We start from the raw sequence: 23,293 nt of genomic DNA, 5'->3' as shown, positions 1-23,293 counted from the left end.
CATGTAAAAGGCTCGGTTACTGAATCATCATATTGTGGTGCGCGTTCATCATGATCCAAATGGATCCCACCACCACAATTGCGATAATCAGGGCGGTAAACACGATGGCTACCAGATTCCAGCGCTCTTCTGATGAGGTGTTGAGATGCAGGAAGTACACCAGATGAACCAGGATCTGGATAACAGCGCAACCCAGCACGGTTAACAGAATGGCGCTATGGGACGCCGAACCATTCATCACCAGACCGAATGGAATGACGGTCAGGATGATGGACAGGACGAAACCAATCAGATAGGACTTCACGCTACCGTGGCTGGCGCCTGCATGATCGTGTGTGGAATGACTCATTACATCGCCCCCATCAGATAAACAACAGTGAAGACACAAATCCATACCACATCAAGGAAGTGCCAGAACAAGCTCAGGCACATCAGACGGGTTTTGTTCGTGCTGGTCAGGCCGTATTTCGTTACCTGAGTCATCATGATGGCGATCCAGATAAGGCCTGAAGTCACGTGGATACCATGAGTACCAACCAGCGCGAAGAAGGAAGACAGGAATGCACTGCGGTCAGGGCCTGCACCTTCTACGATCAGGTGGTGGAATTCATAGACTTCCATCCCGATAAACACCAGTCCGAACAGGAAGGTCAGACCCAGCCAGGCGTTAACCTGGCTCTTGTTACCTTTGTTCATGGCAATCATCGCCATGCCGTAAGTAATACTACTAAACAGCAGTGCGAAGGTTTCCACCAGCACGAACTTCAGATCGAACAGTTCTTTGCCCGTTGGGCCGCCAGCGGTACCGTTCACCAGAACGGAGTAGGTGGCGAACAACATCCCAAACAGGATGCAGTCGCTCATCAGGTAGATCCAGAAACCGAAAACCTTATTGGAACCGGTGTCGTGGTGCCCATGCTCGGCATGGGCTGTGTTGTGATGAGTTAACGTATCAGTGGACATTTTTCACGCCTGCCTTGCTGAGTTTATCGAAGTTTTGATTTTCGATGTGTTCGACCTCGTTAACCGGCACGTAGTAGTCCACGTCCTGATTAAAGCTGTGAGCTATCCAGGTTACAATCATGCCCACAAAACCGATGATCGCCAGCCACCAGATGTACCAGATCATCGCAAAACCAAATACCAGGCTGAATGCGGAGATGATTACGCCCGCACCGGTATTTCTCGGCATATGAATTTCTTCATACTGTGCCGGTTTGCGATAGGCTTCACCTTTTTCCTTCATTTCCCAGAACGCGTCGCGCTCCTGAATATGCGGCACGATGGCGAAGTTATAGAACGGCGGTGGTGAAGACGTTGCCCATTCCAGCGTGCGAGCATCCCACGGGTCGCCAGTCAGATCGCGGTTTTGATCGCGGTCGCGGATACTGACGGCAAACTGGATAATCTGGCACAGCACGCCGAGTGCAATCAGACCAGCACCGACGGAAGCGACCACCAGCAGCGGATGAAATTCCGGGTTGATCTGCTGGCTCAGACGACGCGTCATCCCCATGAAGCCCAGTGCGTACAGCGGCATAAAGGCAACGAAGAAGCCGATGATCCAGCACCAAAACGCGCGTTTACCCCAGGTTTCATTCAGCTTGAAGCCAAATGCTTTCGGGAACCAGTAAGTGATACCGGCAAAGCAGCCAAATACCACGCCACCGATGATCACGTTATGGAAGTGAGCGATCAGGAACAGACTGTTATGCAGTACAAAGTTAGCGCCCGGAACGGCCAGCAGTACCCCGGTCATACCACCGATGGAGAAGGTGATGATGAAACCGGTGGTCCACAGCATGGCAGAATGCGGTTGAATACGCCCTTGATACATGGTGAACAGCCAGTTGAAGATTTTAACCCCGGTCGGGATTGAAATAATCATCGTCGCTATACCGAAGAAGGCGTTGACGTTGGCTCCAGAACCCATGGTAAAGAAGTGGTGCAGCCAAACGATGAACGACAGGACGGTAATCGCGATGGTTGCCCATACCAGTGAGGTATAGCCAAACAAGCGTTTTTTACAGAAGGTTGCCACCACTTCGGAGTAAATACCGAAAACCGGTAGCACCAGAATGTACACTTCCGGATGGCCCCAGGCCCAAATCAGGTTGATGTACATCATCATGTTGCCACCCATATCATTGGTAAAGAAATGGGTGCCGAGGTAACGGTCCAGCGTCAGTAACGCAATGGTCACCGTCAGAATCGGGAACGCAGCAATAATCAGTATGTTGGTGCACAGCGCCGTCCAGGTAAACACCGGCATTTTCATCAGGCTCATGCCAGGCGCGCGCATTTTCATGATGGTGGCGAAGAAGTTAACACCAGTCAGCGTCGTACCGACACCGGAAATCTGGAGACTCCATATCCAGTAGTCTACCCCCACACCGGGACTGTACTCCTTACCCGACAACGGCGGATAGGCAACCCAACCGGTCTGGGCGAATTCCCCGATCCCCAACGACAGGTTGATCAGGATAACGCCGGCAACAAACAGCCAGAAGCTCAGTGAGTTCAGGAAGGGGAAGGCCACATCACGTGCGCCTATCTGCAATGGCACAGCCAGGTTCATCAGACCGACAACAAACGGCGTCGCCACGAAGAAAATCATGATAACGCCATGCGCGGTGAAGATCTGGTCATAGTGGTGAGGGGTTAGGAAACCCGCTTCACCAGCGGAAGCCAGCACTTGCTGACCACGCATCATCACGGCATCAGCAAAGCCACGCAGCATCATCACCAAGCCGACGATGATGTACATGATACCGATTTTCTTATGGTCTACAGAGGTGAACCACTCGGACCACAGCCATTTCCATTTACCGAAATAGGTAACGGCAGCCAGCAGCGCCAATCCACCTACAATGATTGCCGCCACCGTGACCATGATAATCGGCTCATGGTAGGGGATCGCATCAAGAGTTAATTTTCCGAACATCGTTTATCCCTCGACTCCTTTAATGAGAGGAGTGCTCGCTCATGTTCATGCCCTGGTGATTCTGCATGCCTTCTTCTTTTTTAGGCTCGCCTTCAGCACCATGCTGCATGTTCATGTTGTTGCCAATGAATTTGGTAATGATCTGGCGGAACAAATCAGGTTGTACCTGAGAGTAGTACTCTACCGGATGGTACTCGGTAGGCTGTGCCAGTTTGTTAAAGTCATTCATCGTGCTCAGCGTTTTGGATGACTTGCGTACATTCTCAACCCATTGGTCAAAGGCTTGCTGATCCGGGGTCGCAATGGCGGTGAACTTCATGCCAGAGAACCCTTGGCCACTGTAACCACCAGAGATACCGTCGTATTTGCCCGGCTCGTTGGCTATCAAGTGCAACTGGGTCTGCATGCCGGCCATGGCGTAGATCTGACCACCAAGACGCGGGATAAAGAAGGAGTTCATCACCGTGTCGGATGTAATCTTGAAATTGACCGGAACATTGGTCGGGAACGCCAGTTCATTGACCGTGGCGATGCCAAGATCCGGGTAAATGAACAACCATTTCCAATCAAGAGACACCACTTCAACATTAATGGGTTTGACCGTGGAATCCAAAGGCTTATACGGATCAAGCGAATGGGTAGTTTTCCAGGTGATCGTCCCAAGGATGAGGATAATGATGATAGGGACCGTCCAGACAACGGCTTCGATTTTGTTTGAGTGCGACCAGTTTGGCGTGTACTTCGCTTTTTCGTTGGAGGCTCTGAACTTCCAGGCGAAGGCAATCGTCATAATGATCACCGGGATAACAACGATCAGCATCAAACCGAGTGCTGTCAGTATCAACGAACGTTGCTCTAACCCGACTTGTCCTTTGGGGTTCATCAATGCCATATCGCAACCACTAAGAAGCAGTGTGGTGGCGATTAAAGACAACATCCCAAAAATTTTATTGTATTTCCTGAGTCTCATCTAGCGACCTCAATTACAAGGGCTCTATTGTCATTTCACGCGAGCGGGCATTTTACGGGAAGGTTACCGCACTGTAAACATCATTAAAGAGATGTCAGTCCGCTGTTTACAAATTTTGCCTGACCTGTCACACGTGAGCTACATTTTACAAAATTACTTTTAAAAACAGTGGGTAAACCGCCTACATAAAAAGTATGTATCGCTTTTCAGGAATTACAACTCTTCCTGAATATTATTTTATCCTGGTGTTAATATTTCGTTTCTGTAACGTTGCGTAAATTAATGTGGGTGACGGGATTTATTAAAGACAACGAAATAAATGTTTTTTGCCGTATGCCTGGAGAGAAAAATAATTTAATAAAGTGATAATAGATAATGAGGGGGTGTTTTTAGCGATATCACTTCCCTGCCTCAGGCGATGAAGTAAGCGATTGCTCCTGCCTTATCCTGACAGATGCGCGCATGAGGCAGTACATAACCGTGTTTACACATCATTGCTTTGTGCTGCCGGGTTTACCGGCGTTGTAATGACAGGTAATCAAGCAGAGCACCCAGCAAAATCGCCACTGCTGCTCCTGTTGCGCCAGCCGCCATCAGTATGTTTTTGGCAAGCTCACTTTGCAGCCAGCCCAATCCCAGCATGCCCCAGACAAGCAGACCACCGACAAACACAATACAACCGATGAAAAACAGGCGAGAAGCCAATAGATAAAGGTGTGGGTAGGCGTTACGACGCAGAAATTCGCCACCTGATTGCACGTGTTCTAATGATGAACGACAGATATTCAGCAGGAGAAGTCCCGGGATAGCGATGATGATGGAAAACAGATAAAACCAGGCCCACCCATACAGTTCTACAAACCAGCCAGCAATCGGACCGACATAAACCCGCCCCACCGCCGACAGTGCAGACAACAAGGCGAACTGGGTGGCGGAAAATGATTTGTTACAAAGCGTCATTAATAGCGCCACAAACGCGGCTGTCCCCATGCCACCACACAGGTTTTCCAGAAACACCGCACAGGCCATGGTGAACAGGTGTTTATCGGTGATGGCTAGCAACCAGTAACCGGCATTCGAGACCGCCTGTAGCAGGCCGAATAGCATCAATGACCGAAATAGCGTCCAGCGCTGCATCAACACACCGCCGTACAGCGCGCCGATAATGGTGGCGAACAAGCCCAACGTCTTATTGACCAACCCGACATCACCCGGATTGAAGCCGACCCCGCGAATTAAAAAAGGGGTGCTGAGGCTGACGGCAAACGCATCCCCCAGTTTGTACAACACAATCAACAGTAAAATTAGCCAGGCATTATCACGGCCGAAAAAATCTTTCAGCGGCGCTAAGACCGCCTGCTCCAGCGAGCGAGGGGCCGGTTCGCTCACGGCGGGTTCCGGCGACAGCCAGGTTGCCAGTGTGCACAGTAATAAAAGACCGGCCATCAGCCAGTAGGTGGCATGCCAGCCGAGAAAACGGTCGGCTATCCATAATGCCAGCCCGCCGGAAACCAGCATCGCCAGGCGATAACCCAAAACAGAAATCGCTGCGCCGCTGCCACGTTCTTCTGGCGGCAACAAATCGGTTTTATACGCATCAAACACAATGTCCTGTGAGGCGGAACAGAATGCGATGATGACCGCCAGTAACGCCAGCCACCATAAATGATGCGATGGGTCTACCGTGCCGATAGCGATGATGGTGGCTACCAGCAACAACTGTGTGACCAGTAGCCAGCCACGCCGACGCCCCATAAACGGTGGCGTGTAGCGATCCATCAGTGGCGACCACAAAAACTTGAAGACATACGCCTGCCCCACCAGAGAAAAGAACCCGATAGTTTTCAGGTCCACGTTTTCCACCGTCATCCACGCCTGCAACGTACCGGAGGTCAAGGCCAGTGGTAAACCAGAGGCGAACCCTAAAATCAGAAGAATGACACTGTTGCGTTCACGGAAAAGCGAAAAAAAGCGGCTGAGCATGCGAGGTCCTTTTCCCTTGCCCTGGGAGGGGCAAGGGAGGTGAGGCGGAATAAACCGTTACCGGGAGTTGGTTTTGATGAAGGTACTGATGCTGGTGTCTTGAGCCATATCACTGATGACATCACTCAGCACCTGATTGACCGACTCGGTAATCTTGCTGTTAGTGGCGGTAAGCGCGCCTTGTACATTATAGCTGGCACGGTAGTTCTTGATTTGCTTATTACCGTTGGCGGCTTGTGCAATGATAGAAATATCAGCGCGGGTGGTAATGTTGTAGCGCAGGTTCCCTTCGGAAACATCCGCATACAGCTTGTTAACTACCACTTGCAGTGCCACCGGGCCGCCAGTGCCTATCATGTAACCACGGGCAGACATCTGTTTCTCCAACACTTCCTGCAACAGGAACCGCAGGTCGCGCGATGGCATCAGCGTGATCAGTTGGCCGTCACGATTGACTCTGGCCAGTGACTGGTCGGCACGTTGGTCTGCGCCATTAATGCTGATAGTCACCCCCATCAGGGTTGGATCCTGCGACGGCAGGGCAATTTTCGGGGTGACATCCAGCGTGTTGCTTTTACTGGCACATCCTGCCAGCACAAGTGCGGCGAACAACGGGAAAATGAATTTTTTTAACATGTGTGTCTTCTCGTCATAAAACGGTGGTTGGCGGATAAATATAGTTCGGTATCATATCATCGTCTTGGACAAGGGAAAGAGCAGAAAGTGGCCAGTATCCTGCTGAGCTTGCATCATTTTTTTCCATTGTGTTTGACGTGAAGGCTGTCTGGCACCGACGACTGGCATTTCGGCGAGATGCATTTCGGCGAGATGGCGAGATAGAGTGCAGCCTGTTGCCACGCATCCAGACTAGCGATGATGCCCATTAATAATCAAAAAATGACTGAAATTGAAGTGAATAAGCGTGCAATCAGTAATAAAGGCCGCGTTGTCGAGAGCAATTTCGCTGATACCTGAAAAAGGTCACCCTATGATTCGCGAAACGATAGAAGCTAAGTTGCGTACTGAATTTGAACCGCAACATATTGAAGTGATTAATGAAAGTTATCGCCATAATGTACCTGCTGGTTCAGAAAGCCATTTCAAAGTGGTGCTTGTCAGTGAGCATTTCTCGGGGGAGCGGGTCATCGGCCGCCATCGTGCGATTTATCGCGTATTGGCTGATGAACTGGCAGGTTCGGTTCATGCGTTGGCGTTGCATACCTATACGCCCCAGGAGTGGCTTGATTTACAAATGGCGGTGCCGTCTTCCCCGCCTTGCGGCGGTGCGGGGTTGGACCGCTGAAATCAGGCGTCTCTCTACTTCTGTGAAGATGCGCATGACGGTGTGTGTATGCCCGTTGGCGCATCACCGATTGAGGGCCTTGTAGTAATAAAGGTGGTAATACTGGGCAAGGACAGGTGAAAAGTGTGAAAGTCCTCTGTCAATAGTCTGGTTACTCTCCTCGACTCGGTCTATTGATGCCGCTATAATGCCGCGTCTTATTTTCCGGAATGTATTCGGGACGCTTCTGACTATAGGGAACGGGTCCGCTAAAGTGGCCGTTCTGGTTCTGTGAGACTGTGATCAGCAAGGTTGCCCCAGGGCGCTTTATGAAAACGGCCTCTGAGGTTGACCGAGAACTGTGATTTTTTGAGGTAACAAGATGCAAGTTTCAGTTGAAACCACTCAAGGCCTTGGGCGCCGCGTAACGATTACTGTTGCTGCTGACAGCATTGAGAATGCCGTTAAGAGCGAATTGGTCAGTGTGGCTAAAAAAGTTCGTATCGACGGTTTCCGCAAAGGCAAAGTGCCGGCGAAGATTGTTGAACAGCGCTATGGCGCTTCCGTCCGTCAGGATGTACTGGGCGATCTGATGCAGCGTCACTTTGTTGATGCCATCATCAAAGAAAAAATCAATCCGGCTGGCGCACCGAACTATGTTCCGGGCGAATACCAGGTCGGTGGCGATTTCACCTACTCGGTAGAGTTCGAAGTTTATCCGGAAGTTGAGCTGAAAGGCCTGGATTCTATCGAAGTTGAAAAACCGCTGGTAGACGTGTCTGACGCTGACGTTGACGGTATGCTGGACACCCTGCGTAAACAGCAGGCGACCTGGAAAGACACCGATCGCGCTGCAGCGGCTGAAGACCGCGTAACCATCGATTTCACCGGTTCTGTTGGCGGTGAAGAGTTCGAAGGTGGTAAAGCATCTGATTTCGTACTGGCCATGGGTCAGGGTCGTATGATCCCTGGTTTTGAAGACGGCATCGTCGGTCACAAAGCCGGTGATGAGTTCACTATCGATGTGAAATTCCCGGAAGATTACCACGCTGAAAACCTGAAAGGTCAGGACGCTAAGTTCGTTATCGTTCTGAAGAAAGTGGAAGAGCGTGAACTGCCGGAACTGACTGCTGATTTCATCAAACGTTTTGGCGTTGAAGACGGTTCTGTTGATGGCCTGCGCGCGGAAGTACGCAAAAACATGGAGCGCGAACTGAAAGGCGCTATCCGTAATCGCGTGAAGTCTCAGGTTATCGACGGTCTGGTTAAAGCCAATGAAATTGACGTGCCGGCTGCATTGATCGACGGCGAAGTCGACGTACTGCGTCGTCAGGCGGCTCAGCGTTTCGGCGGTAACGAGAAACAGGCTCTGGAACTGCCGCGTGAACTGTTCGAAGAACAAGCTAAACGCCGTGTCGTTGTTGGTTTGCTGCTGGGCGAAGTGATTGAGTCCCACGAGCTGAAAGCTGACGAAGAACGCGTTAACGCACTGATCGACGAAATCGCCTCCGCGTATGAAGATCCGCGTGAAGTGGTTGAGTACTACAAGAAAAACAAAGAAATGATGAACAACATGCGTAACGTCGCTCTGGAAGAGCAGGCGATCGAAGCGCTGTTGTCCAAAGCGAAAGTGGTAGAAAAATCAGTCAGCTTCAATGAGCTGATGAATCAGACGACCGCTGCCTGATTACGATTTTTACCTGACATCGTTTCTGCAAAGCCCGCAGCCTGTGCTGTGGGCTTTTTCTCTTCTGGGTACAGTAAACCGTTGGGCGTGCTGTCAGTTCCTGCTAAATCTGCACTATGATTAATAACGATTAATCAAGGCGTCATTCGATCTGCTTTCGGCGCAGGATATCGCTTTAACCGAAATGAATCACTGGTGTAATCTTGAAAAAGGATGCATCGGTCCCCAACTGGTTAAATAACTGCGTAGATCGCATCGTCAGGGAAATTCGCCTGATTCCGGCAACACAGAGATGGCTAACTGCGTGTCTTAGCATGGTCATCACTTTCTATCTCAAGTAGAATCAGGGTATATGCGCCAAGTGCATTTTATCTAGGAGACGTTAATGTCATACAGTGGCGAACAAGAAAAACTGGCCCCGCACATGGCTTTGGTGCCGATGGTGGTTGAGCAGACTTCGCGTGGGGAGCGTTCTTACGATATCTATTCCCGGCTCCTGAAGGAGCGTGTGATCTTTCTGACCGGTCAGGTTGAAGATTATATGGCTAACCTGATTGTGGCGCAGATGCTATTTCTGGAAGCGGAGAACCCTGAGAAAGATATCTATTTGTACATTAACTCTCCGGGTGGCGTGATTACTGCTGGTATGTCGATTTACGACACCATGCAGTTTATTAAACCGGACGTCAGCACCATCTGTATGGGGCAGGCCGCGTCAATGGGGGCTTTCCTGCTGACTGCTGGTACAAAAGGCAAGCGCTTCTGTCTGCCGAACTCCCGGGTGATGATCCATCAGCCGCTGGGGGGATTCCAGGGGCAGGCGACGGATATCGAGATTCATGCCAAAGAGATCCTCAAGGTGAAAGCCAGGATGAATGAGTTGATGGCCAAGCATACCGGTCAGTCTCTTGACGTGATAGAAAGGGATACGGAGCGTGACCGTTTCCTCTCTGCCGCAGAGGCAGTAGAGTACGGGTTAGTGGATTCTGTATTGACCCATCGTGAATAACGCCATTGATGCGAAATAGCCCGATGACGCGGGTTGTCGGCCGTTGTGATAAGCCGGCTGGTGTGTGTTGTGGCGCGATTGCTATGTGGTTGGCCTGCGGGCAAGAGACTAAAGAAGAGGTTTGACTCATGACAGATAAGCGCAAAGACGGTTCAGGGAAGCTGCTGTACTGTTCTTTCTGCGGCAAAAGCCAACACGAGGTTCGTAAGCTCATTGCCGGGCCGTCAGTGTATATCTGCGATGAATGTGTTGACTTGTGTAACGACATTATTCGCGAAGAAATTAAAGAAGTAGCGCCACACCGTGAGCGCAGCGCGTTACCGACGCCACACGAAATCCGCCGTCATCTTGATGACTATGTTATTGGTCAGGAGCAGGCGAAAAAGGTATTGGCGGTTGCTGTCTACAACCACTATAAACGTCTGCGCAATGGCGATAGCAACAATGGTGTTGAGCTTGGCAAAAGCAACATTCTGCTGATTGGTCCGACAGGTAGCGGGAAAACGTTGTTGGCGGAAACGCTGGCTCGTTTCCTGGATGTCCCTTTCACCATGGCTGACGCGACTACGCTGACTGAAGCCGGTTATGTGGGTGAAGACGTCGAGAATATCATTCAGAAGTTGCTGCAAAAGTGCGATTACGACGTACAGAAAGCGCAGCGTGGTATCGTCTATATCGATGAAATCGACAAGATTTCCCGCAAGTCCGACAATCCATCCATCACGCGTGATGTGTCCGGTGAAGGTGTTCAGCAGGCATTGCTGAAGTTAATTGAAGGGACGATCGCCGCGGTTCCGCCGCAAGGTGGCCGTAAGCATCCGCAACAGGAGTTCCTGCAGGTTGATACCTCCAAGATCCTGTTTATCTGTGGCGGTGCATTTGCCGGGCTGGACAAGGTCATTGAGCAGCGTACCGATACCGGCCGCGGTATTGGCTTTAACGCGACAGTGAAAGGCGTGTCCCAGAAAGCGAGCGAGGGCGAACTGCTGAGTCAGGTTGAACCGGGTGATTTGATCAAGTTTGGTCTTATTCCTGAGTTTATTGGCCGTTTGCCGGTGGTCGCTACGCTGAAAGAGCTGGATGAAGACGCATTGATACAGATTCTTCGCGAACCGAAAAATGCGTTGACCAAGCAGTATCAGGCGCTTTTCAAACTGGAAGGTGCTGAGCTGGAGTTCCGTGACGAGGCGTTGACCGCCATTGCGAAAAAAGCGATGGCTCGTAAAACCGGTGCACGTGGCTTGCGTTCTATCGTTGAAGCGGCACTGCTGGAAACGATGTACGATCTGCCTTCACTGGAAAACGTGGATAAAGTGGTGGTTGATGAGTCTGTCATTTCAGAGCAGACCGAACCGTTGCTGATTTACGGTAAGCCAGAAGCTCAGCAGGCATCTGGTGAATAATTAGCCTAAAAAACAATGCTGAACGATAAAATGGGGGAGTTTAGTCCCCCATTTTTTTTTACACACGTTCAGTCGTTGAATGTAAGACATTTATCCCCATATACTCGATTACCTATAGGTGAAACCCGTGATGCACGTGTTCCACGGATTCCCTTAACCTGGCGGAAACGAAACTAAGAGAGAGCTCTATGAACCCTGAGCGTTCCGAACGCATAGAAATCCCCGTATTGCCGTTGCGCGATGTGGTGGTTTATCCGCACATGGTCATTCCGTTGTTTGTTGGTCGGGAGAAATCAATTCGGTGCCTTGAAGCGGCTATGGATCACGACAAAAAGATCATGCTGGTGGCACAGAAAGAAGCCTCAACGGATGAGCCTGGTGTTAACGATCTTTTCTCGGTAGGGACGGTCGCCTCTATTCTTCAAATGCTGAAATTACCCGACGGCACCGTTAAAGTGCTGGTGGAAGGGTTGCAGCGCGCGCGCATCACCACACTCTCTGATAGCGGGGAGCATTTTGCGGCCCAGGCGGAATACCTGGAGTCGCCGGCAATTGAAGAGCGTGAGCAGGAAGTGCTCATGCGTACGGCCATCAATCAGTTTGAAGGCTACATCAAGCTGAATAAGAAAATTCCTCCTGAAGTATTAACATCGCTTAATAGTATTGATGATGCGGCGCGTCTTGCCGACACCATTGCTGCACATATGCCGCTGAAGCTGGCGGACAAGCAATCCGTGTTGGAAATGTCTGACGTGACCGAGCGTCTGGAATACCTGATGGCAATGATGGAGTCCGAAATTGATCTGCTACAAGTGGAAAAACGGATCCGTAGTCGCGTTAAAAAACAGATGGAAAAAAGCCAGCGCGAGTACTACCTGAATGAGCAGATGAAGGCCATCCAGAAAGAGCTGGGCGAAATGGATGATGCGCCTGACGAGCAGGAGGCGCTGAAACGTAAGATTGAATCCGCCAACATGCCGAAAGAGGCCCGCGAGAAAGCGGAAGCGGAATTGCAGAAACTGCGCATGATGTCACCGATGTCAGCGGAAGCGACCGTGGTTCGCAGCTACATCGACTGGATGGTGCAGGTGCCGTGGCAGGCACGCAGCAAGGTGAAGAAAGATCTGGTGAAAGCCCAGGAAATGCTCGACAGCGACCATTATGGTCTGGAGCGTGTCAAAGAGCGCATCCTCGAATATCTCGCAGTACAGAGCCGTGTTAGCAAGATAAGAGGGCCTATCCTGTGTCTGGTGGGGCCACCGGGGGTAGGTAAAACCTCTCTGGGGCAGTCTATTGCCAAAGCCACCGGGCGCAAATATGTCCGTATGGCGCTTGGCGGCGTACGTGATGAAGCGGAAATCCGTGGCCACCGCCGTACTTATATCGGCTCGATGCCGGGTAAACTGATCCAGAAGATGGCGAAGGTGGGGGTAAAAAACCCATTATTCCTGTTGGATGAAATCGACAAGATGTCTTCCGACATGCGCGGCGACCCGGCTTCTGCTTTGCTGGAGGTGTTGGATCCAGAACAGAACGTGGCATTTAACGATCACTATCTGGAAGTGGATTATGACCTGTCCGACGTGATGTTTGTGGCGACGTCTAACTCCATGAACATTCCGGCACCGTTGCTGGATCGTATGGAAGTGATCCGACTGTCTGGCTATACCGAGGATGAAAAACTCAATATTGCGCGTCAGCACTTGCTGCCCAAGCAAATTGAACGTAACGCCCTGAAAAAAGGCGAGTTGACGGTTGAAGATAGTGCCATCATCGGCATAATCCGCTATTACACCCGTGAAGCCGGGGTGCGTAGTCTGGAGCGTGAAATCTCCAAACTGTGCCGTAAGGCGGTGAAATCGCTCATGATGGATAAAGCCATCAAGCACATCCTCATCACCGGCGATAACCTGAAAGAGTATCTTGGCGTACAGCGCTACGATTACGGCCGGGCAGATGAAGAGAACCGTGTTGGTCAGGTAACCGGTCTTGCCTGGACGGAGGTGGGTGGTGATCTGCTGACGATCGAGACCGCCAGCGTACCGGGCAAAGGCAAACTGACGTATACCGGCTCGCTGGGTGAGGTAATGCAGGAGTCCATTCAGGCTGCACTGACCGTGGTGCGCGCCAGAGCGGAAAAACTGGGTATCAATTCCGACTTTTATGAAAAACGCGATATCCATGTGCATGTACCGGAAGGGGCAACACCGAAAGATGGCCCGAGTGCCGGTATTGCGATGTGTACCGCACTGGTATCTTGCCTGACGGGTAACCCGGTACGCGCAGATGTGGCGATGACCGGTGAAATTACCCTGCGTGGGCTGGTGCTGCCAATTGGTGGGTTAAAAGAGAAGCTGCTGGCTGCGCATCGTGGTGGTATCAAGACCGTGCTGATTCCGGAAGAGAACAAGCGCGATCTGGAAGAGATTCCACAAAATGTGATTGCCGATCTGGAGATCCACCCGGTAAAACGCATTGAGGAAGTGCTGACTATTGCTTTGCAGAACTCGCCTTACGGTATGGATGTGGTAAAGACGGCTAAGAAGAAATAGTGACCTATAGCAAAAACCACTGAGAAAATAAGGGCTGGTAAGTGAAATGGTGCTTGCCAGCCTTTTTTCGTGCCGCTAAGTTAGAGCACTGTTGATCCTGTTGGCTGGTAGCCTGCGGTTTGACTGAATAGATAAAGCTACGTGTTGCGCTGGGGGCTCTGGCGTAATGACAGTATTTCAGAGGGGATGAGAGTGTGAACAAGTCACAATTGATCGACAAAATTGCCGCAGATGCTGATATTTCCAAAGCGGCAGCAGGGCGTGTGTTGGATGCAATTATTGGGTCTGTTACCGAATCTCTGAAAGCCGGGGATGACGTCGCTTTGGTTGGTTTTGGTACGTTTTCCGTGCGTGAACGTGCAGCGCGCACCGGGCGTAACCCGCAGACCGGCAAAGAAATCAGTATTCCGGCTGCTAAAGTACCCGGTTTCCGTGCCGGTAAAGCACTGAAAGACTCAGTGAATTGATTATTAAGTAGCAAATTCTGAGTTGGGACGGTCTTCCTGTCCAAACACTACCTGACTCAGCGTGATGGGTAAGGTAAGATATAAGGCGCATCATGGTATGATGTGCCTTTTTTTACAGGTAATTAAGATTACTGTTATCCGGCAAATACTTGAATGCGCCCTGGCCGAGTGTGGCTATAGCAATAGCAGGGAGGCATGGCTACGGCCTGCGCAGGGGAAGTGTTATCCATTCTACAGCGGAGTGTTGTCACATTATGATGGACAATTTACGCGCGGCCGCTAACAACGTCGTGCTAAAAGTTATTCTTGCCTTGATTATTGGTTCATTCGTGTTGACCGGTGTGGGCGATTACCTGATCCGTGGTTCAGGTGATTACGCGGCCAAGGTGAATGGACAAGAGATTACCCGCTCTCAGCTTGAGCAAGGTGTACAGAATGAGCGCAATCGTCAGCAAGAGATGCTGGGGGATAATTTCTCCGCCCTGGCCGCTAACGAAGGGTATATGCAGCAGTTGCGCAAACAGGTGCTGTCACAGCTAATCGATGAAACGCTGGTGGTGCAGTACGCCCATACCCTGGGGCTGAATATCAGCGACGAGCAGATCAAACAGGCGATTTTCTCCGTACCTGAGTTTCAGACCAATAACCGGTTTGATAACGACAAATACCTGGCGCAGGTGCGTCAGATGGGACTGACACCAGACGCGTATGCGCAATTCCTGCGTAAGCAATTGCTGACTCAGCAGCTGATTCGCGGGTTAGGCAGTACGGATTTCGTATTGCAGCAGGAGCTTGATAACCTGGTGGCGATGGCCGCGCAGGATCGCACCATCCGTACGGCAACCCTTGATCTTGGCGTTCGTGCCAAGAGTCAGACTGTCTCTGATGACGAAGTAAAAAACTTCTACGATCAGAACAAGAGCCGTTATCTGGCACCTGAGCAGTTCAAAGTCAGCTATATCATGCTGGATGCAGCGTCTATCATGGATAAAACCAAGGTAGATAACAATGATATCGCGGCGTATTACGAGCAACATAAAAGCGAGTTCACGCAGCCGGAACGCAAAAAGTACAGCGTTATTCAGCTGAAAACCGAGGCAGATGCTAAGGCTGTGCTCGACCAGTTGAAGAAAGGCGCTGATTTTGCAGCGTTGGCTAAAGAAAAATCCACCGATATTGTTTCCCGTCGTAATGGTGGGGATTTGGGCTGGATGGACGATGGCTCCACGGTGGATGAAATCAAACAGGCGGGTCTGAAGCAGAAAGGCCAGCTTTCTGACGTTATCAAATCTTCCGTGGGTTACCTGATTATCCGTTTGGATGATATTCAGGCTCAGCGCGTCAAAGCGCTGGATGAGGTACGCGCTGATTTGGCTGAAAAGGTAAAACGTGAGAAATCACTGGATGCGTTTTACGCTTTGCAGCAGAAGGTGAGCGAAGCGGCCAGCAACGATAACGAGTCGCTGGTTTCTGCTGAGAAAGTCGCTAACGTCAAAGCCGTTCAGACAGATTGGTTTACGCGTGACAACGTCCCTGCCGCATTGAATTTCCAGCCGGTTACTCAGGCGATTTTTGGTGGTTCTCTGGTGGGTGAGAATGGCACGCCGGGTAACAATTCCGATGTGATCAGTGTCGAAGGCGATCGTGCGTTCGTATTGCGCGTGACTGACCACAAACCGGAAGCAACCCAGCCGCTGGATAAGGTGCGCGATCAGGTCGTACAGTCGCTCAAACGCCAGAAAGCAGAACAGCAAGCACGGGTTGAAGCAGAGAAGATTCTTGCTGATCTCAATCAGGGGAAAACCGACAGCATGACTGCTGCTGGTCTGAGTTTTAGTGCAGCGAAAGTGATATCTTCAGTCGGTCAGGCGGATGCGCTGTCAGAGACGGTATTTGCGATGCCTCAGCCGAAGAAAGATAAACCTTCTTACGCTGTAGCGCAGGATCAGGTCGGCAATATCGTACTGGTCGCGTTGGATGCGGTGAAACCGCACGCCTTATCGGACGATCAGAAGAAACAGTTCGGTAACCAGATAGAACAGAGCTCGGTGGGCGCACTGTTCGATACCCTGCTGACGAGTCTGCGCAGTCAGGCGAAAATCAAGTATGGTAACGCCGCACAAGAAGTGCAATAAGAAGTGCAATAACCCCCGCAGCGTTTTGCAACTCACTGCAACATTCAAAGGCCGCTTTCGCGGCCTTTTCCACATTTTCAGTTTGCTGTTTGCCGCGTGTCGCACACTCGGGCATTGTTGCCGTGCTGTCAAACACAAGGAGGAAACAGCATGAAAAACTCAGGAATCAAAGCGTTATGTTTTATGGTGGGGATGAGCCTGGCGGGGATGTCAACGTGGCTTCATGCTTCTCCCACTACCGCTTCGCTGGAAAAAACAGGCGTCAGTGCAGTAAAACCTACCTCGCCGGAACATAAGCCTGAAAAAGCGGCTAAACCATCGGTAGCAACCGATGAAGAAGAAGTAAGTATTAACAAGGCGACAGCGGAACAACTGGCTGCGGCGCTCAATGGTGTAGGGCTGAAAAAAGCACAGGCGATAGTCTCTTATCGTGAGCAAAACGGGCCGTTCACCCAAATTGAGCAACTGCAGGAAGTACCGGGGATTGGCAGTGCGCTAATCGAACGTAATCAGTCACGTTTGCGTCTGTAAGTGCGTTTATCGTCAGAACGTGTTGTTGAGGGAATGGTTTCAGTACGAGGGTAAACGTCAATGTGAAAAGCCAGTACCAGACAAGTATTCTCTTGTCTGGTACCTGGCAGGGTCACTTCAGCCCGGTTTTTTTCTTCATGGTGGCCATGACCGCGGATGGATTCTGGCGGTACTCTGCCAGCCCTTTCGCTCTCAGGTGACACGCAGCACACTGCCCACATCCTGTTCCTTTAATGCCGTTGTAGCAGGTGAGCGTATGGTTTTGCACGGTATCAAGCTGTTGATAGTAGTCTGCCAGTGCCCAGGTTTCTGCTTTGTTGAGCCACATCAGCGGTGTAACAAAACGAATATCTTTGGCCAACCCCAGGGTTACCGCCTGGTTCAAGGCCTTAACGAATTCGTCCCGGCAGTCGGGATAACCAGAGAAATCGGTTTCACAGACACCGGTAATAACAGTCTCGGCCCCCACTTGATAGGCGTAGATCGAGGCCAATGTCAAAAAGAGGATATTCCGGCCAGGAACAAAGGTACTTGGCAGGCCATCGACCGTGGCATCAAACTCGGGTACAGGAATATTGTCACGAGTGAGGCTACTAACAGCCAGCTCGTTAAGCAGACTGACGTTCAGCACTTTATGCGCCCTGGCTCCCAGTGTGCGGGCCAGTTCGGCAGCCACGTCGATTTCAGCACGGTGGCGCTGTCCGTAGTCAAATGTAACGCAGTGGACTTCATCGTACTGCTGCAATGCCTGTATCAGGCAGGTGGTAGAGTCCTGACCACCACTAAAAACTACAACTGCACTTGTCATTCTTCTCTTCCCTCACGCATGGGTGCTGCCAGTCGGCCGCAATCCGCCAAACTTATTCTGGCGGATACTGTACTTGTACTGGTGGTTATAGTACTTGAAATCCCGATGCAGTTCAGTTCGAGGGGAGTGCGGCCGACCAGAATACCATCAGGAAAAGGGGTGTCCTTCGGTCAGTTGCTGCAAGTAGGGGGTGACATCACCGATATGATTTTTTACCCAGTCTGGATTGTAATAGGTATCGAGGTAACGCTCACCACTGTCACACAGCAAGGTAACGATCGCGCCACGGCGTCCTTCAGCTACCATTCTCCCCGCCAGTTGCAACATGCCCCATACATTGGTTCCGGTAGACGGGCCGACTTTACGTCCCAGTATTTTCTCGAGCCAGTACAAGGTGGCAATGCTGGCGGCGTCAGGTACTTTCACCATATCGTCGATTACGCCGGGGATAAACGAGGGTTCGGCACGAGGGCGACCAATCCCTTCAATACGGCTGCTGCATGTGCCGATGAGAGTCCGGTCCTGCTGGTGATAGCAGTCATAGAATACCGAGTTTTCCGGGTCTACCACCACCAACTGCGTATCCAACCCTTTGTAATGGATATAGCGCCCAAGCGTAGCAGACGTCCCGCCAGTACCGGCACTCATGACCAGATAGTCAGGGACAGGAAACGGTTCGCGGGCCATTTGTCGATAGATGCTGTCCGCAATGTTGTTATTACCGCGCCAGTCTGTGGCCCGTTCGGCGTAAGTGAATTGATCCATATAGTGGCCGTGCAGCTCTTTGGCCAGCTCTTCCGAGGCGGCATAGATCTGACAGGATTGTTCGACAAAATGGCAGTTGCCGCCGTAGAACGCGATTTGTTCGATTTTTCGTTTGGCGGTGCAGGATGGCATCACAGCAATAAACGGTAATCCCAGCAGGCGGGCGAAATACGTTTCTGATACAGCGGTACTGCCAGATGAGGCTTCAATGATCGGCGTGCCCTCTTTGATCCAGCCATTACACAGGCCATACAGAAATAGAGAACGGGCAAGGCGATGCTTGAGGCTGCCGCTTGGGTGGGTGCTTTCGTCTTTAAGATAAAAATAAATACCGGGGTAATCCGGCAGAGTAAGTCGAATCAGGTGAGTATCTGCCGAACGTTGAAAGTCTGCCTCAATCGCGCTAACGGCGTCGCGTACCCAGGTGGTGGTCATGTGATGTTATCCTGCTGAAAGAAAATGATGTTTCATGGAATGTTCCACCACCTGCACCGGCGCGTATCAGCCTTGGGTGGCATACGATGTAGCGTATCGGGTTTTGCAGAAAAAAAGATTGCCTTTTTGTTTTCGAAAAGCGCTAATGAGAGAAAATTTTTCTCTTCTATGTCGCCATGATGGATAAAACCGATCGTATGCTGCTGTCGCTATTACAGCAGGATTGCACCCTTTCACTGCAGGCGCTGGCTGAAGCGGTGAATCTGACCTCGACACCGTGCTGGAAGCGGTTAAAGCGGCTGGAGGATGACGGATATATCAAATCTCGGGTTGCATTGCTGGATAACGAAAAGTTGGGGCTGGGGCTGACGGCATTTGTGTTGTTGAAAACCCAGCAGCATAACAGTGCCTGGTATCAGACGTTTTCCCGGTTTGTCTCCGAGATGCCGGAGGTGCTGGCATTTTACCGCATGGCAGGCGAATACGATTATCTGATGCAGGTTCAGGTTGCTGACATGAAAAGCTATGATGCGTTTTATAAACGTCTGGTCAATGGCATACCGGGGCTGGTTGATGTGACATCCAGTTTCGCGATGGAATGTATAAAACAGACTACCGCCTTGCCCCTCCAGGTATAAAATTTATTCACCATACACTTTATGTATAATGACCTGTTTACCGCATTCTACTTTGCTATGTAGCTAATGGATTGAAACCGCGTGAGACTTTTTGTTCAACTGGGATGGTATTTCCGCCGTGAATGGAAGCGCTATCTGGGGGCAGTCATCCTGTTGATTGTGATTGCTATCCTGCAATTGCTGCCGCCCAGACTGGTTGGCATTATCGTAGATGGCGTAACGCAACACCAAATGACCACGGCTTCCGTGCTGTGGTGGATTGGTGGAATTCTGCTGATTGCCTTATTAACGTATCTGCTGCGCTATTTCTGGCGTATCTGGTTGTTTGGTGCGGCCTATCAACTGGCTGTTGAACTGCGAGAAGCGTTCTACCGGCAACTGAGTCGTCAACATCCCGCGTTTTATCTTCGCCATCGTACCGGAGACTTGATCGCACGCGCGACCAATGACGTGGATCGTGTGGTATTCGCTGCGGGTGAAGGCGTATTGACGCTGGTGGATTCACTGGTCATGGGCTGTGCGGTGTTGGTGGTCATGAGTACCCAACTTAGTTGGCAGTTAACGCTGATAGCGCTGGCACCGATGCCATTGATGGCGATTATCATCAAACGTTATGGCACCCAGTTGCACCTGCGTTTCAAAGACGCGCAGGCCGCATTTTCTTCACTCAATGACCATGCACAGGAAAGTCTCACCAGTATCCGCATGATCAAATCGTTTGGCCTGGAGGATCACCAGTCTGGCAGCTTTGCCAGGGTGGCGGCTGACGCGGGTCAGAAAAATATGCGAGTTGCGCGGGTAGACGCGCGTTTTGACCCAACGATTTATATCGCCGTCGCCCTGTCTAATCTGCTGGCGGTAGGGGGCGGTAGTTGGATGGTGATACAAGGTTCTTTGACTCTGGGGTCATTGACCAGCTTTGTGATGTATCTCGGGTTGATGATTTGGCCGATGCTGGCGTTGGCCTGGATGTTTAATATTGTGGAGCGCGGTAGTGCCGCTTATAGCCGCATTCGCCAGCTCTTGTCCGAAGCGCCAGTGGTTGAAGATGGGACTCAACCCTTACCTGCTGAACCCGGAACGCTGGTGGCTGAGATTACGGCCTTCCATTACCCGGAACACTCGGCAATGGTGCTTAACGATGTCCGTTTTACATTGACACCCTGCAAAACACTGGGGCTTTGTGGCCCAACGGGTTCTGGCAAGAGTACGTTGCTGGCACTGCTATTGCGCTATTTCGATGTTGAGCAGGGTCAGATTACTTACCATGGGCAGGCATTGCATCACCTCCATTTGGACGCGTTGCGAGCGCGTTTTGCGGTGGTTGGGCAGACACCTTTCCTGTTTTCGGATTCCGTCGCCAGTAACATTGCGCTGGGGCGTCCTGATGCGTCTCAACAACAAATAGAAGAGGCAGCACGACTGGCAAATGTTCATGACGACATTCTTCGCCTGCCGCAGGGTTACCAGACTGAGGTGGGCGAGCGGGGCGTGATGCTGTCTGGCGGTCAAAAACAACGTATCGCTATTGCCCGAGCCTTATTGCTGGAAGCCGAAGTGTTGGTGCTGGATGATGCCTTATCGGCGGTAGATGGTCGTACAGAACATCAGATTTTAAGTAACTTGCGTCAGTGGGGACAGAAGCGAACCCTGATTATCAGTGCGCATCGCTTATCGGCGCTGGTCGATGCTGATGAGATTCTGGTATTGCAGCAAGGGCATGTGGCGCAGCGTGGTGATCACGCACATCTATCACAGCAAACGGGGTGGTATCGCGACATGTATCGTTATCAGCAACTGGAAGCCGCATTGGATGATTCCCCCCGTGAGGAGCAATCAAGTGAGTAATTCTCGTGCGTTATGGCCAACGTTAAAACGGTTGCTGTCTTACGGATTACCGTGGAAGAAAACGGTCGGAACCGGCGTATTGCTATTATGGATAGCAGCGGGGGCTGAGGTAGCCGGGCCGGTTTTGGTCAGTTACTTCATCGATCATCTGGTCAGCAACGGTGAGTTTCCGCTGATGATAGCGGCCGGCCTGGCGGTGGGATATGTGTTGCTGCAAGGGATGGCCGCGTTGTTGCATTACGTCCAGGCGCTGATGTTCAATCGGGTGGCCGTCGGCGTCGTGCAGCAGTTGCGCACGGATGTCATGGACGCGGCGCTGCGTCAGCCGCTAGCGGTGTTCGATACCCAGCCGGTTGGGCAACTTATCTCCCGAGTGACCAACGATACCGAAGTCGTGCGTGACTTGTATGTCATGGTAGTGGGCAGCGTGTTGCGTAGCGCCGCATTGATTGGGGCAATGCTGATAGCCATGTTTAGCCTGGACTGGCGTATGGCGCTGATAGCCACGGCTATCTTTCCCGCGGTTGCGATTGTGATGGCGATTTATCAGCGTTACAGCACACCGATTGTTCGCCGGATGCGTAGTTATCTGGCGGATATCAACGACGGCTTTAACGAGTCGATTAGCGGCATGCATGTCATTCAACAGTTTCGCCAACAGATGCGATTCGGCAAAAAACTGAGTGATGCAAGCTGGGCGCATTATCACACCCGGATGCAGACGCTGAGGTTGGATGGGTTTCTGTTACGCCCGCTATTAAGCCTGTTTTCGGCGTTGGTGATGTGTGGGCTGTTGCTGCAATTCGGATTCAGCGCTGTCGGTTCTGTTGGGGTCGGGGTGTTGTATGCGTTTATTAATTATCTGGGGCGACTGAATGAGCCTCTGATCGAACTCACCACCCAGCAATCGATGCTGCAACAGGCCGTTGTTGCCGGGGAGCGTATTTTTGAACTGATGGATGGTGCCCGACAACAGTACGGTGACGATACCCGCGCACTGGAAAGTGGTCGTATCGATATCGAGCAGGTGACGTTTTCTTACCATAAAGATAAACCGGTATTACACCACATCGAGTTGCATGTACCGGATCGGGGATTTGTCGCGCTGGTTGGGCATACCGGTAGTGGTAAAAGTACGCTGGCAAATTTGTTGATGGGGTATTACGTTCCAGATAGCGGTGAAATCCGCCTGGATGGACGCCCATTATCGGGGTTATCGCATCAGGTGCTGCGTCAACATGTGGCGATGGTGCAACAAGACCCGGTTGTGCTGGCTGATTCCATGTTCGCTAATGTTACGCTGGGGCGGGATGTTAGTGAGGAAAAGGTCTGGCAGACGCTGGAGGCGGTGCAACTGGCCCCGCTGGTGCGAGACATGCCGGAAGGCATTCATAGTCGCATTGGCGAGCAGGGCAATAATTTGTCTGTGGGGCAAAAGCAGCTGCTGGCGTTGGCCAGGGTGCTGGTGGCGACCCCCAGGATACTGATTCTGGACGAAGCGACCGCCAATATTGATTCCGGTACGGAGCAGGCTATCCAGCGAGCACTGCGACTGGTGCGTTCCCACACCACCTTGGTGGTGATAGCACATCGCCTGTCAACCATCGTTGAGGCCGATAACATTCTGGTACTGCACCACGGTAAAACGGTGGAGCAGGGAACACATGAACAGTTGTTGGCGAAAAACGGTCGGTACTACCAAATGTATCAATTGCAGCAGGCGAGCAGAGAGCTGACCTTTTCACAGCCACATGACTCTGCGGAACTGATCTCCCAGGCACCATGACTGCCTGTATCGGGCAGCGTTTCGCACCATAATTTGGCAGCGCTTTCCTT

At 51.4% G+C, this 23,293-nt stretch carries 19 protein-coding genes; 11 read left to right on the top strand and 8 right to left on the bottom strand.

The genetic code is table 11. The annotated features are described in order from the left end of the window. Positions 1 to 16: 16 nt before the first annotated feature. The 6 genes from LF929_RS15170 to LF929_RS15145 all read right to left on the bottom strand — a co-directional run bounded on the left by LF929_RS15170 (position 17) and on the right by LF929_RS15145 (position 6,533). Complete coding sequence (locus LF929_RS15170) at positions 17 to 349, bottom strand: cytochrome o ubiquinol oxidase subunit IV (protein WP_016942081.1); 333 nt, start codon at positions 347 to 349, stop codon at positions 17 to 19. After that, the gene (locus LF929_RS15165; protein WP_038903671.1) at positions 349 to 963 is read right to left on the bottom strand and encodes a cytochrome o ubiquinol oxidase subunit III; all 615 of its coding nucleotides are present in this window, start codon (positions 961 to 963) and stop codon (positions 349 to 351) included. Before LF929_RS15165 ends, LF929_RS15170 begins: the two co-directional genes overlap by 1 nt. Beyond that, the gene (cyoB, locus tag LF929_RS15160) at positions 953 to 2,944 is read right to left on the bottom strand and encodes a cytochrome o ubiquinol oxidase subunit I (protein ID WP_019844651.1); all 1,992 of its coding nucleotides are present in this window, start codon (positions 2,942 to 2,944) and stop codon (positions 953 to 955) included. Before cyoB ends, LF929_RS15165 begins: the two co-directional genes overlap by 11 nt. Before the next feature lie 19 nt (positions 2,945 to 2,963). Further along, positions 2,964 to 3,914, bottom strand: coding sequence for a cytochrome o ubiquinol oxidase subunit II (gene cyoA, locus LF929_RS15155; protein WP_016942079.1), 951 nt, complete (start codon positions 3,912 to 3,914; stop codon positions 2,964 to 2,966). A gap of 513 nt (positions 3,915 to 4,427) precedes the next feature. After that, a complete protein-coding gene (ampG, locus tag LF929_RS15150; RefSeq protein WP_226092616.1) occupies positions 4,428 to 5,897 on the bottom strand; it encodes a muropeptide MFS transporter AmpG in 1,470 nt (489 codons plus the stop codon). 57 nt (positions 5,898 to 5,954) lie between these two features. Continuing rightward, on the bottom strand, positions 5,955 to 6,533 hold the full coding sequence (locus LF929_RS15145; protein ID WP_012883757.1) for a lipoprotein: 579 nt from the start codon (positions 6,531 to 6,533) through the stop codon (positions 5,955 to 5,957). Positions 6,534 to 6,885: 352 nt separating this feature from the next. On the opposite strand from LF929_RS15145, the gene bolA reads away from it, so the two are divergent. The 8 genes from bolA to LF929_RS15105 all read left to right on the top strand — a co-directional run bounded on the left by bolA (position 6,886) and on the right by LF929_RS15105 (position 16,963). Then, positions 6,886 to 7,200, top strand: a complete 315-nt coding sequence (bolA, locus tag LF929_RS15140; protein ID WP_016942077.1) for a transcriptional regulator BolA — start codon at positions 6,886 to 6,888, stop codon at positions 7,198 to 7,200. 361 nt (positions 7,201 to 7,561) lie between these two features. Next, positions 7,562 to 8,866: a trigger factor gene (gene tig, locus LF929_RS15135; protein ID WP_038907284.1), complete on the top strand. Its 1,305-nt coding sequence runs from the start codon at positions 7,562 to 7,564 to the stop codon at positions 8,864 to 8,866. 385 nt (positions 8,867 to 9,251) lie between these two features. Beyond that, positions 9,252 to 9,875 carry an ATP-dependent Clp endopeptidase proteolytic subunit ClpP gene (gene clpP, locus LF929_RS15130; RefSeq protein WP_012883760.1) on the top strand — a complete coding sequence of 208 codons (624 nt, stop codon included), beginning with the start codon at positions 9,252 to 9,254 and terminating at the stop codon, positions 9,873 to 9,875. A gap of 128 nt (positions 9,876 to 10,003) precedes the next feature. Beyond that, complete coding sequence (clpX, locus tag LF929_RS15125; RefSeq protein ID WP_038907285.1) at positions 10,004 to 11,278, top strand: ATP-dependent protease ATP-binding subunit ClpX; 1,275 nt, start codon at positions 10,004 to 10,006, stop codon at positions 11,276 to 11,278. 188 nt (positions 11,279 to 11,466) lie between these two features. Next, positions 11,467 to 13,830: an endopeptidase La gene (gene lon, locus LF929_RS15120; RefSeq protein ID WP_012883762.1), complete on the top strand. Its 2,364-nt coding sequence runs from the start codon at positions 11,467 to 11,469 to the stop codon at positions 13,828 to 13,830. Between the two features lie 194 nt (positions 13,831 to 14,024). After that, positions 14,025 to 14,297, top strand: a complete 273-nt coding sequence (hupB, locus tag LF929_RS15115; RefSeq protein ID WP_012770737.1) for a nucleoid-associated protein HU-beta — start codon at positions 14,025 to 14,027, stop codon at positions 14,295 to 14,297. A gap of 254 nt (positions 14,298 to 14,551) precedes the next feature. Next, positions 14,552 to 16,432 (top strand): peptidylprolyl isomerase, encoded by a 1,881-nt coding sequence (gene ppiD, locus LF929_RS15110; RefSeq protein ID WP_210174750.1) that lies wholly within the window; start codon positions 14,552 to 14,554, stop codon positions 16,430 to 16,432. A gap of 150 nt (positions 16,433 to 16,582) precedes the next feature. Continuing rightward, the gene (locus LF929_RS15105) at positions 16,583 to 16,963 is read left to right on the top strand and encodes a helix-hairpin-helix domain-containing protein (protein ID WP_019844644.1); all 381 of its coding nucleotides are present in this window, start codon (positions 16,583 to 16,585) and stop codon (positions 16,961 to 16,963) included. 112 nt (positions 16,964 to 17,075) lie between these two features. Here LF929_RS15105 and queC read toward each other — a convergent pair whose 3' ends face one another. Both queC and LF929_RS15095 read right to left on the bottom strand, forming a co-directional pair. Continuing rightward, entirely contained in the window at positions 17,076 to 17,771 is a 696-nt protein-coding gene (queC, locus tag LF929_RS15100; protein WP_210174749.1) for a 7-cyano-7-deazaguanine synthase QueC, read from the bottom strand. Between the two features lie 147 nt (positions 17,772 to 17,918). After that, entirely contained in the window at positions 17,919 to 18,971 is a 1,053-nt protein-coding gene (locus LF929_RS15095) for a PLP-dependent cysteine synthase family protein (RefSeq protein ID WP_210174748.1), read from the bottom strand. Between the two features lie 176 nt (positions 18,972 to 19,147). Between LF929_RS15095 and LF929_RS15090 the strand changes: the two genes are divergently transcribed. The 3 genes from LF929_RS15090 to LF929_RS15080 all read left to right on the top strand — a co-directional run bounded on the left by LF929_RS15090 (position 19,148) and on the right by LF929_RS15080 (position 23,243). Next, the gene (locus LF929_RS15090) at positions 19,148 to 19,609 is read left to right on the top strand and encodes an Lrp/AsnC family transcriptional regulator (protein WP_012883767.1); all 462 of its coding nucleotides are present in this window, start codon (positions 19,148 to 19,150) and stop codon (positions 19,607 to 19,609) included. An 81-nt stretch (positions 19,610 to 19,690) separates the two neighbouring features. Beyond that, positions 19,691 to 21,457 carry a SmdA family multidrug ABC transporter permease/ATP-binding protein gene (locus LF929_RS15085; protein WP_210174747.1) on the top strand — a complete coding sequence of 589 codons (1,767 nt, stop codon included), beginning with the start codon at positions 19,691 to 19,693 and terminating at the stop codon, positions 21,455 to 21,457. After that, positions 21,450 to 23,243 carry a SmdB family multidrug efflux ABC transporter permease/ATP-binding protein gene (locus tag LF929_RS15080; RefSeq protein ID WP_038907293.1) on the top strand — a complete coding sequence of 598 codons (1,794 nt, stop codon included), beginning with the start codon at positions 21,450 to 21,452 and terminating at the stop codon, positions 23,241 to 23,243. Before LF929_RS15085 ends, LF929_RS15080 begins: the two co-directional genes overlap by 8 nt. Positions 23,244 to 23,293 lie beyond the last annotated feature (50 nt).

Source organism: Dickeya oryzae (assembly GCF_020406815.2).
GTDB classification, from domain to species: domain Bacteria; phylum Pseudomonadota; class Gammaproteobacteria; order Enterobacterales; family Enterobacteriaceae; genus Dickeya; species Dickeya oryzae.
The sequence above is the reverse complement of the archived record's forward strand: the minus strand, read 5'-3'. Positions and strand labels throughout refer to the sequence as shown.

What these genes read in the sequence shown, in the direction of transcription:
- cyoB (WP_019844651.1), bottom strand. Translation starts at nt 2,944, where the DNA reads ATGTTCGGAAAATTAACTCTTGATGCGATCCCCTACCATGAGCCGATT.
- bolA (WP_016942077.1), top strand. Translation starts at nt 6,886, where the DNA reads ATGATTCGCGAAACGATAGAAGCTAAGTTGCGTACTGAATTTGAACCG.
- tig (WP_038907284.1), top strand. Translation starts at nt 7,562, where the DNA reads ATGCAAGTTTCAGTTGAAACCACTCAAGGCCTTGGGCGCCGCGTAACG.
- LF929_RS15145 (WP_012883757.1), bottom strand. Translation starts at nt 6,533, where the DNA reads ATGTTAAAAAAATTCATTTTCCCGTTGTTCGCCGCACTTGTGCTGGCA.
- LF929_RS15090 (WP_012883767.1), top strand. Translation starts at nt 19,148, where the DNA reads ATGATGGATAAAACCGATCGTATGCTGCTGTCGCTATTACAGCAGGAT.
- ampG (WP_226092616.1), bottom strand. Translation starts at nt 5,897, where the DNA reads ATGCTCAGCCGCTTTTTTTCGCTTTTCCGTGAACGCAACAGTGTCATT.
- LF929_RS15170 (WP_016942081.1), bottom strand. Translation starts at nt 349, where the DNA reads ATGAGTCATTCCACACACGATCATGCAGGCGCCAGCCACGGTAGCGTG.
- ppiD (WP_210174750.1), top strand. Translation starts at nt 14,552, where the DNA reads ATGATGGACAATTTACGCGCGGCCGCTAACAACGTCGTGCTAAAAGTT.
- lon (WP_012883762.1), top strand. Translation starts at nt 11,467, where the DNA reads ATGAACCCTGAGCGTTCCGAACGCATAGAAATCCCCGTATTGCCGTTG.
- queC (WP_210174749.1), bottom strand. Translation starts at nt 17,771, where the DNA reads ATGACAAGTGCAGTTGTAGTTTTTAGTGGTGGTCAGGACTCTACCACC.
- LF929_RS15105 (WP_019844644.1), top strand. Translation starts at nt 16,583, where the DNA reads ATGAAAAACTCAGGAATCAAAGCGTTATGTTTTATGGTGGGGATGAGC.
- clpX (WP_038907285.1), top strand. Translation starts at nt 10,004, where the DNA reads ATGACAGATAAGCGCAAAGACGGTTCAGGGAAGCTGCTGTACTGTTCT.
- LF929_RS15165 (WP_038903671.1), bottom strand. Translation starts at nt 963, where the DNA reads ATGTCCACTGATACGTTAACTCATCACAACACAGCCCATGCCGAGCAT.
- cyoA (WP_016942079.1), bottom strand. Translation starts at nt 3,914, where the DNA reads ATGAGACTCAGGAAATACAATAAAATTTTTGGGATGTTGTCTTTAATC.
- LF929_RS15095 (WP_210174748.1), bottom strand. Translation starts at nt 18,971, where the DNA reads ATGACCACCACCTGGGTACGCGACGCCGTTAGCGCGATTGAGGCAGAC.
- clpP (WP_012883760.1), top strand. Translation starts at nt 9,252, where the DNA reads ATGTCATACAGTGGCGAACAAGAAAAACTGGCCCCGCACATGGCTTTG.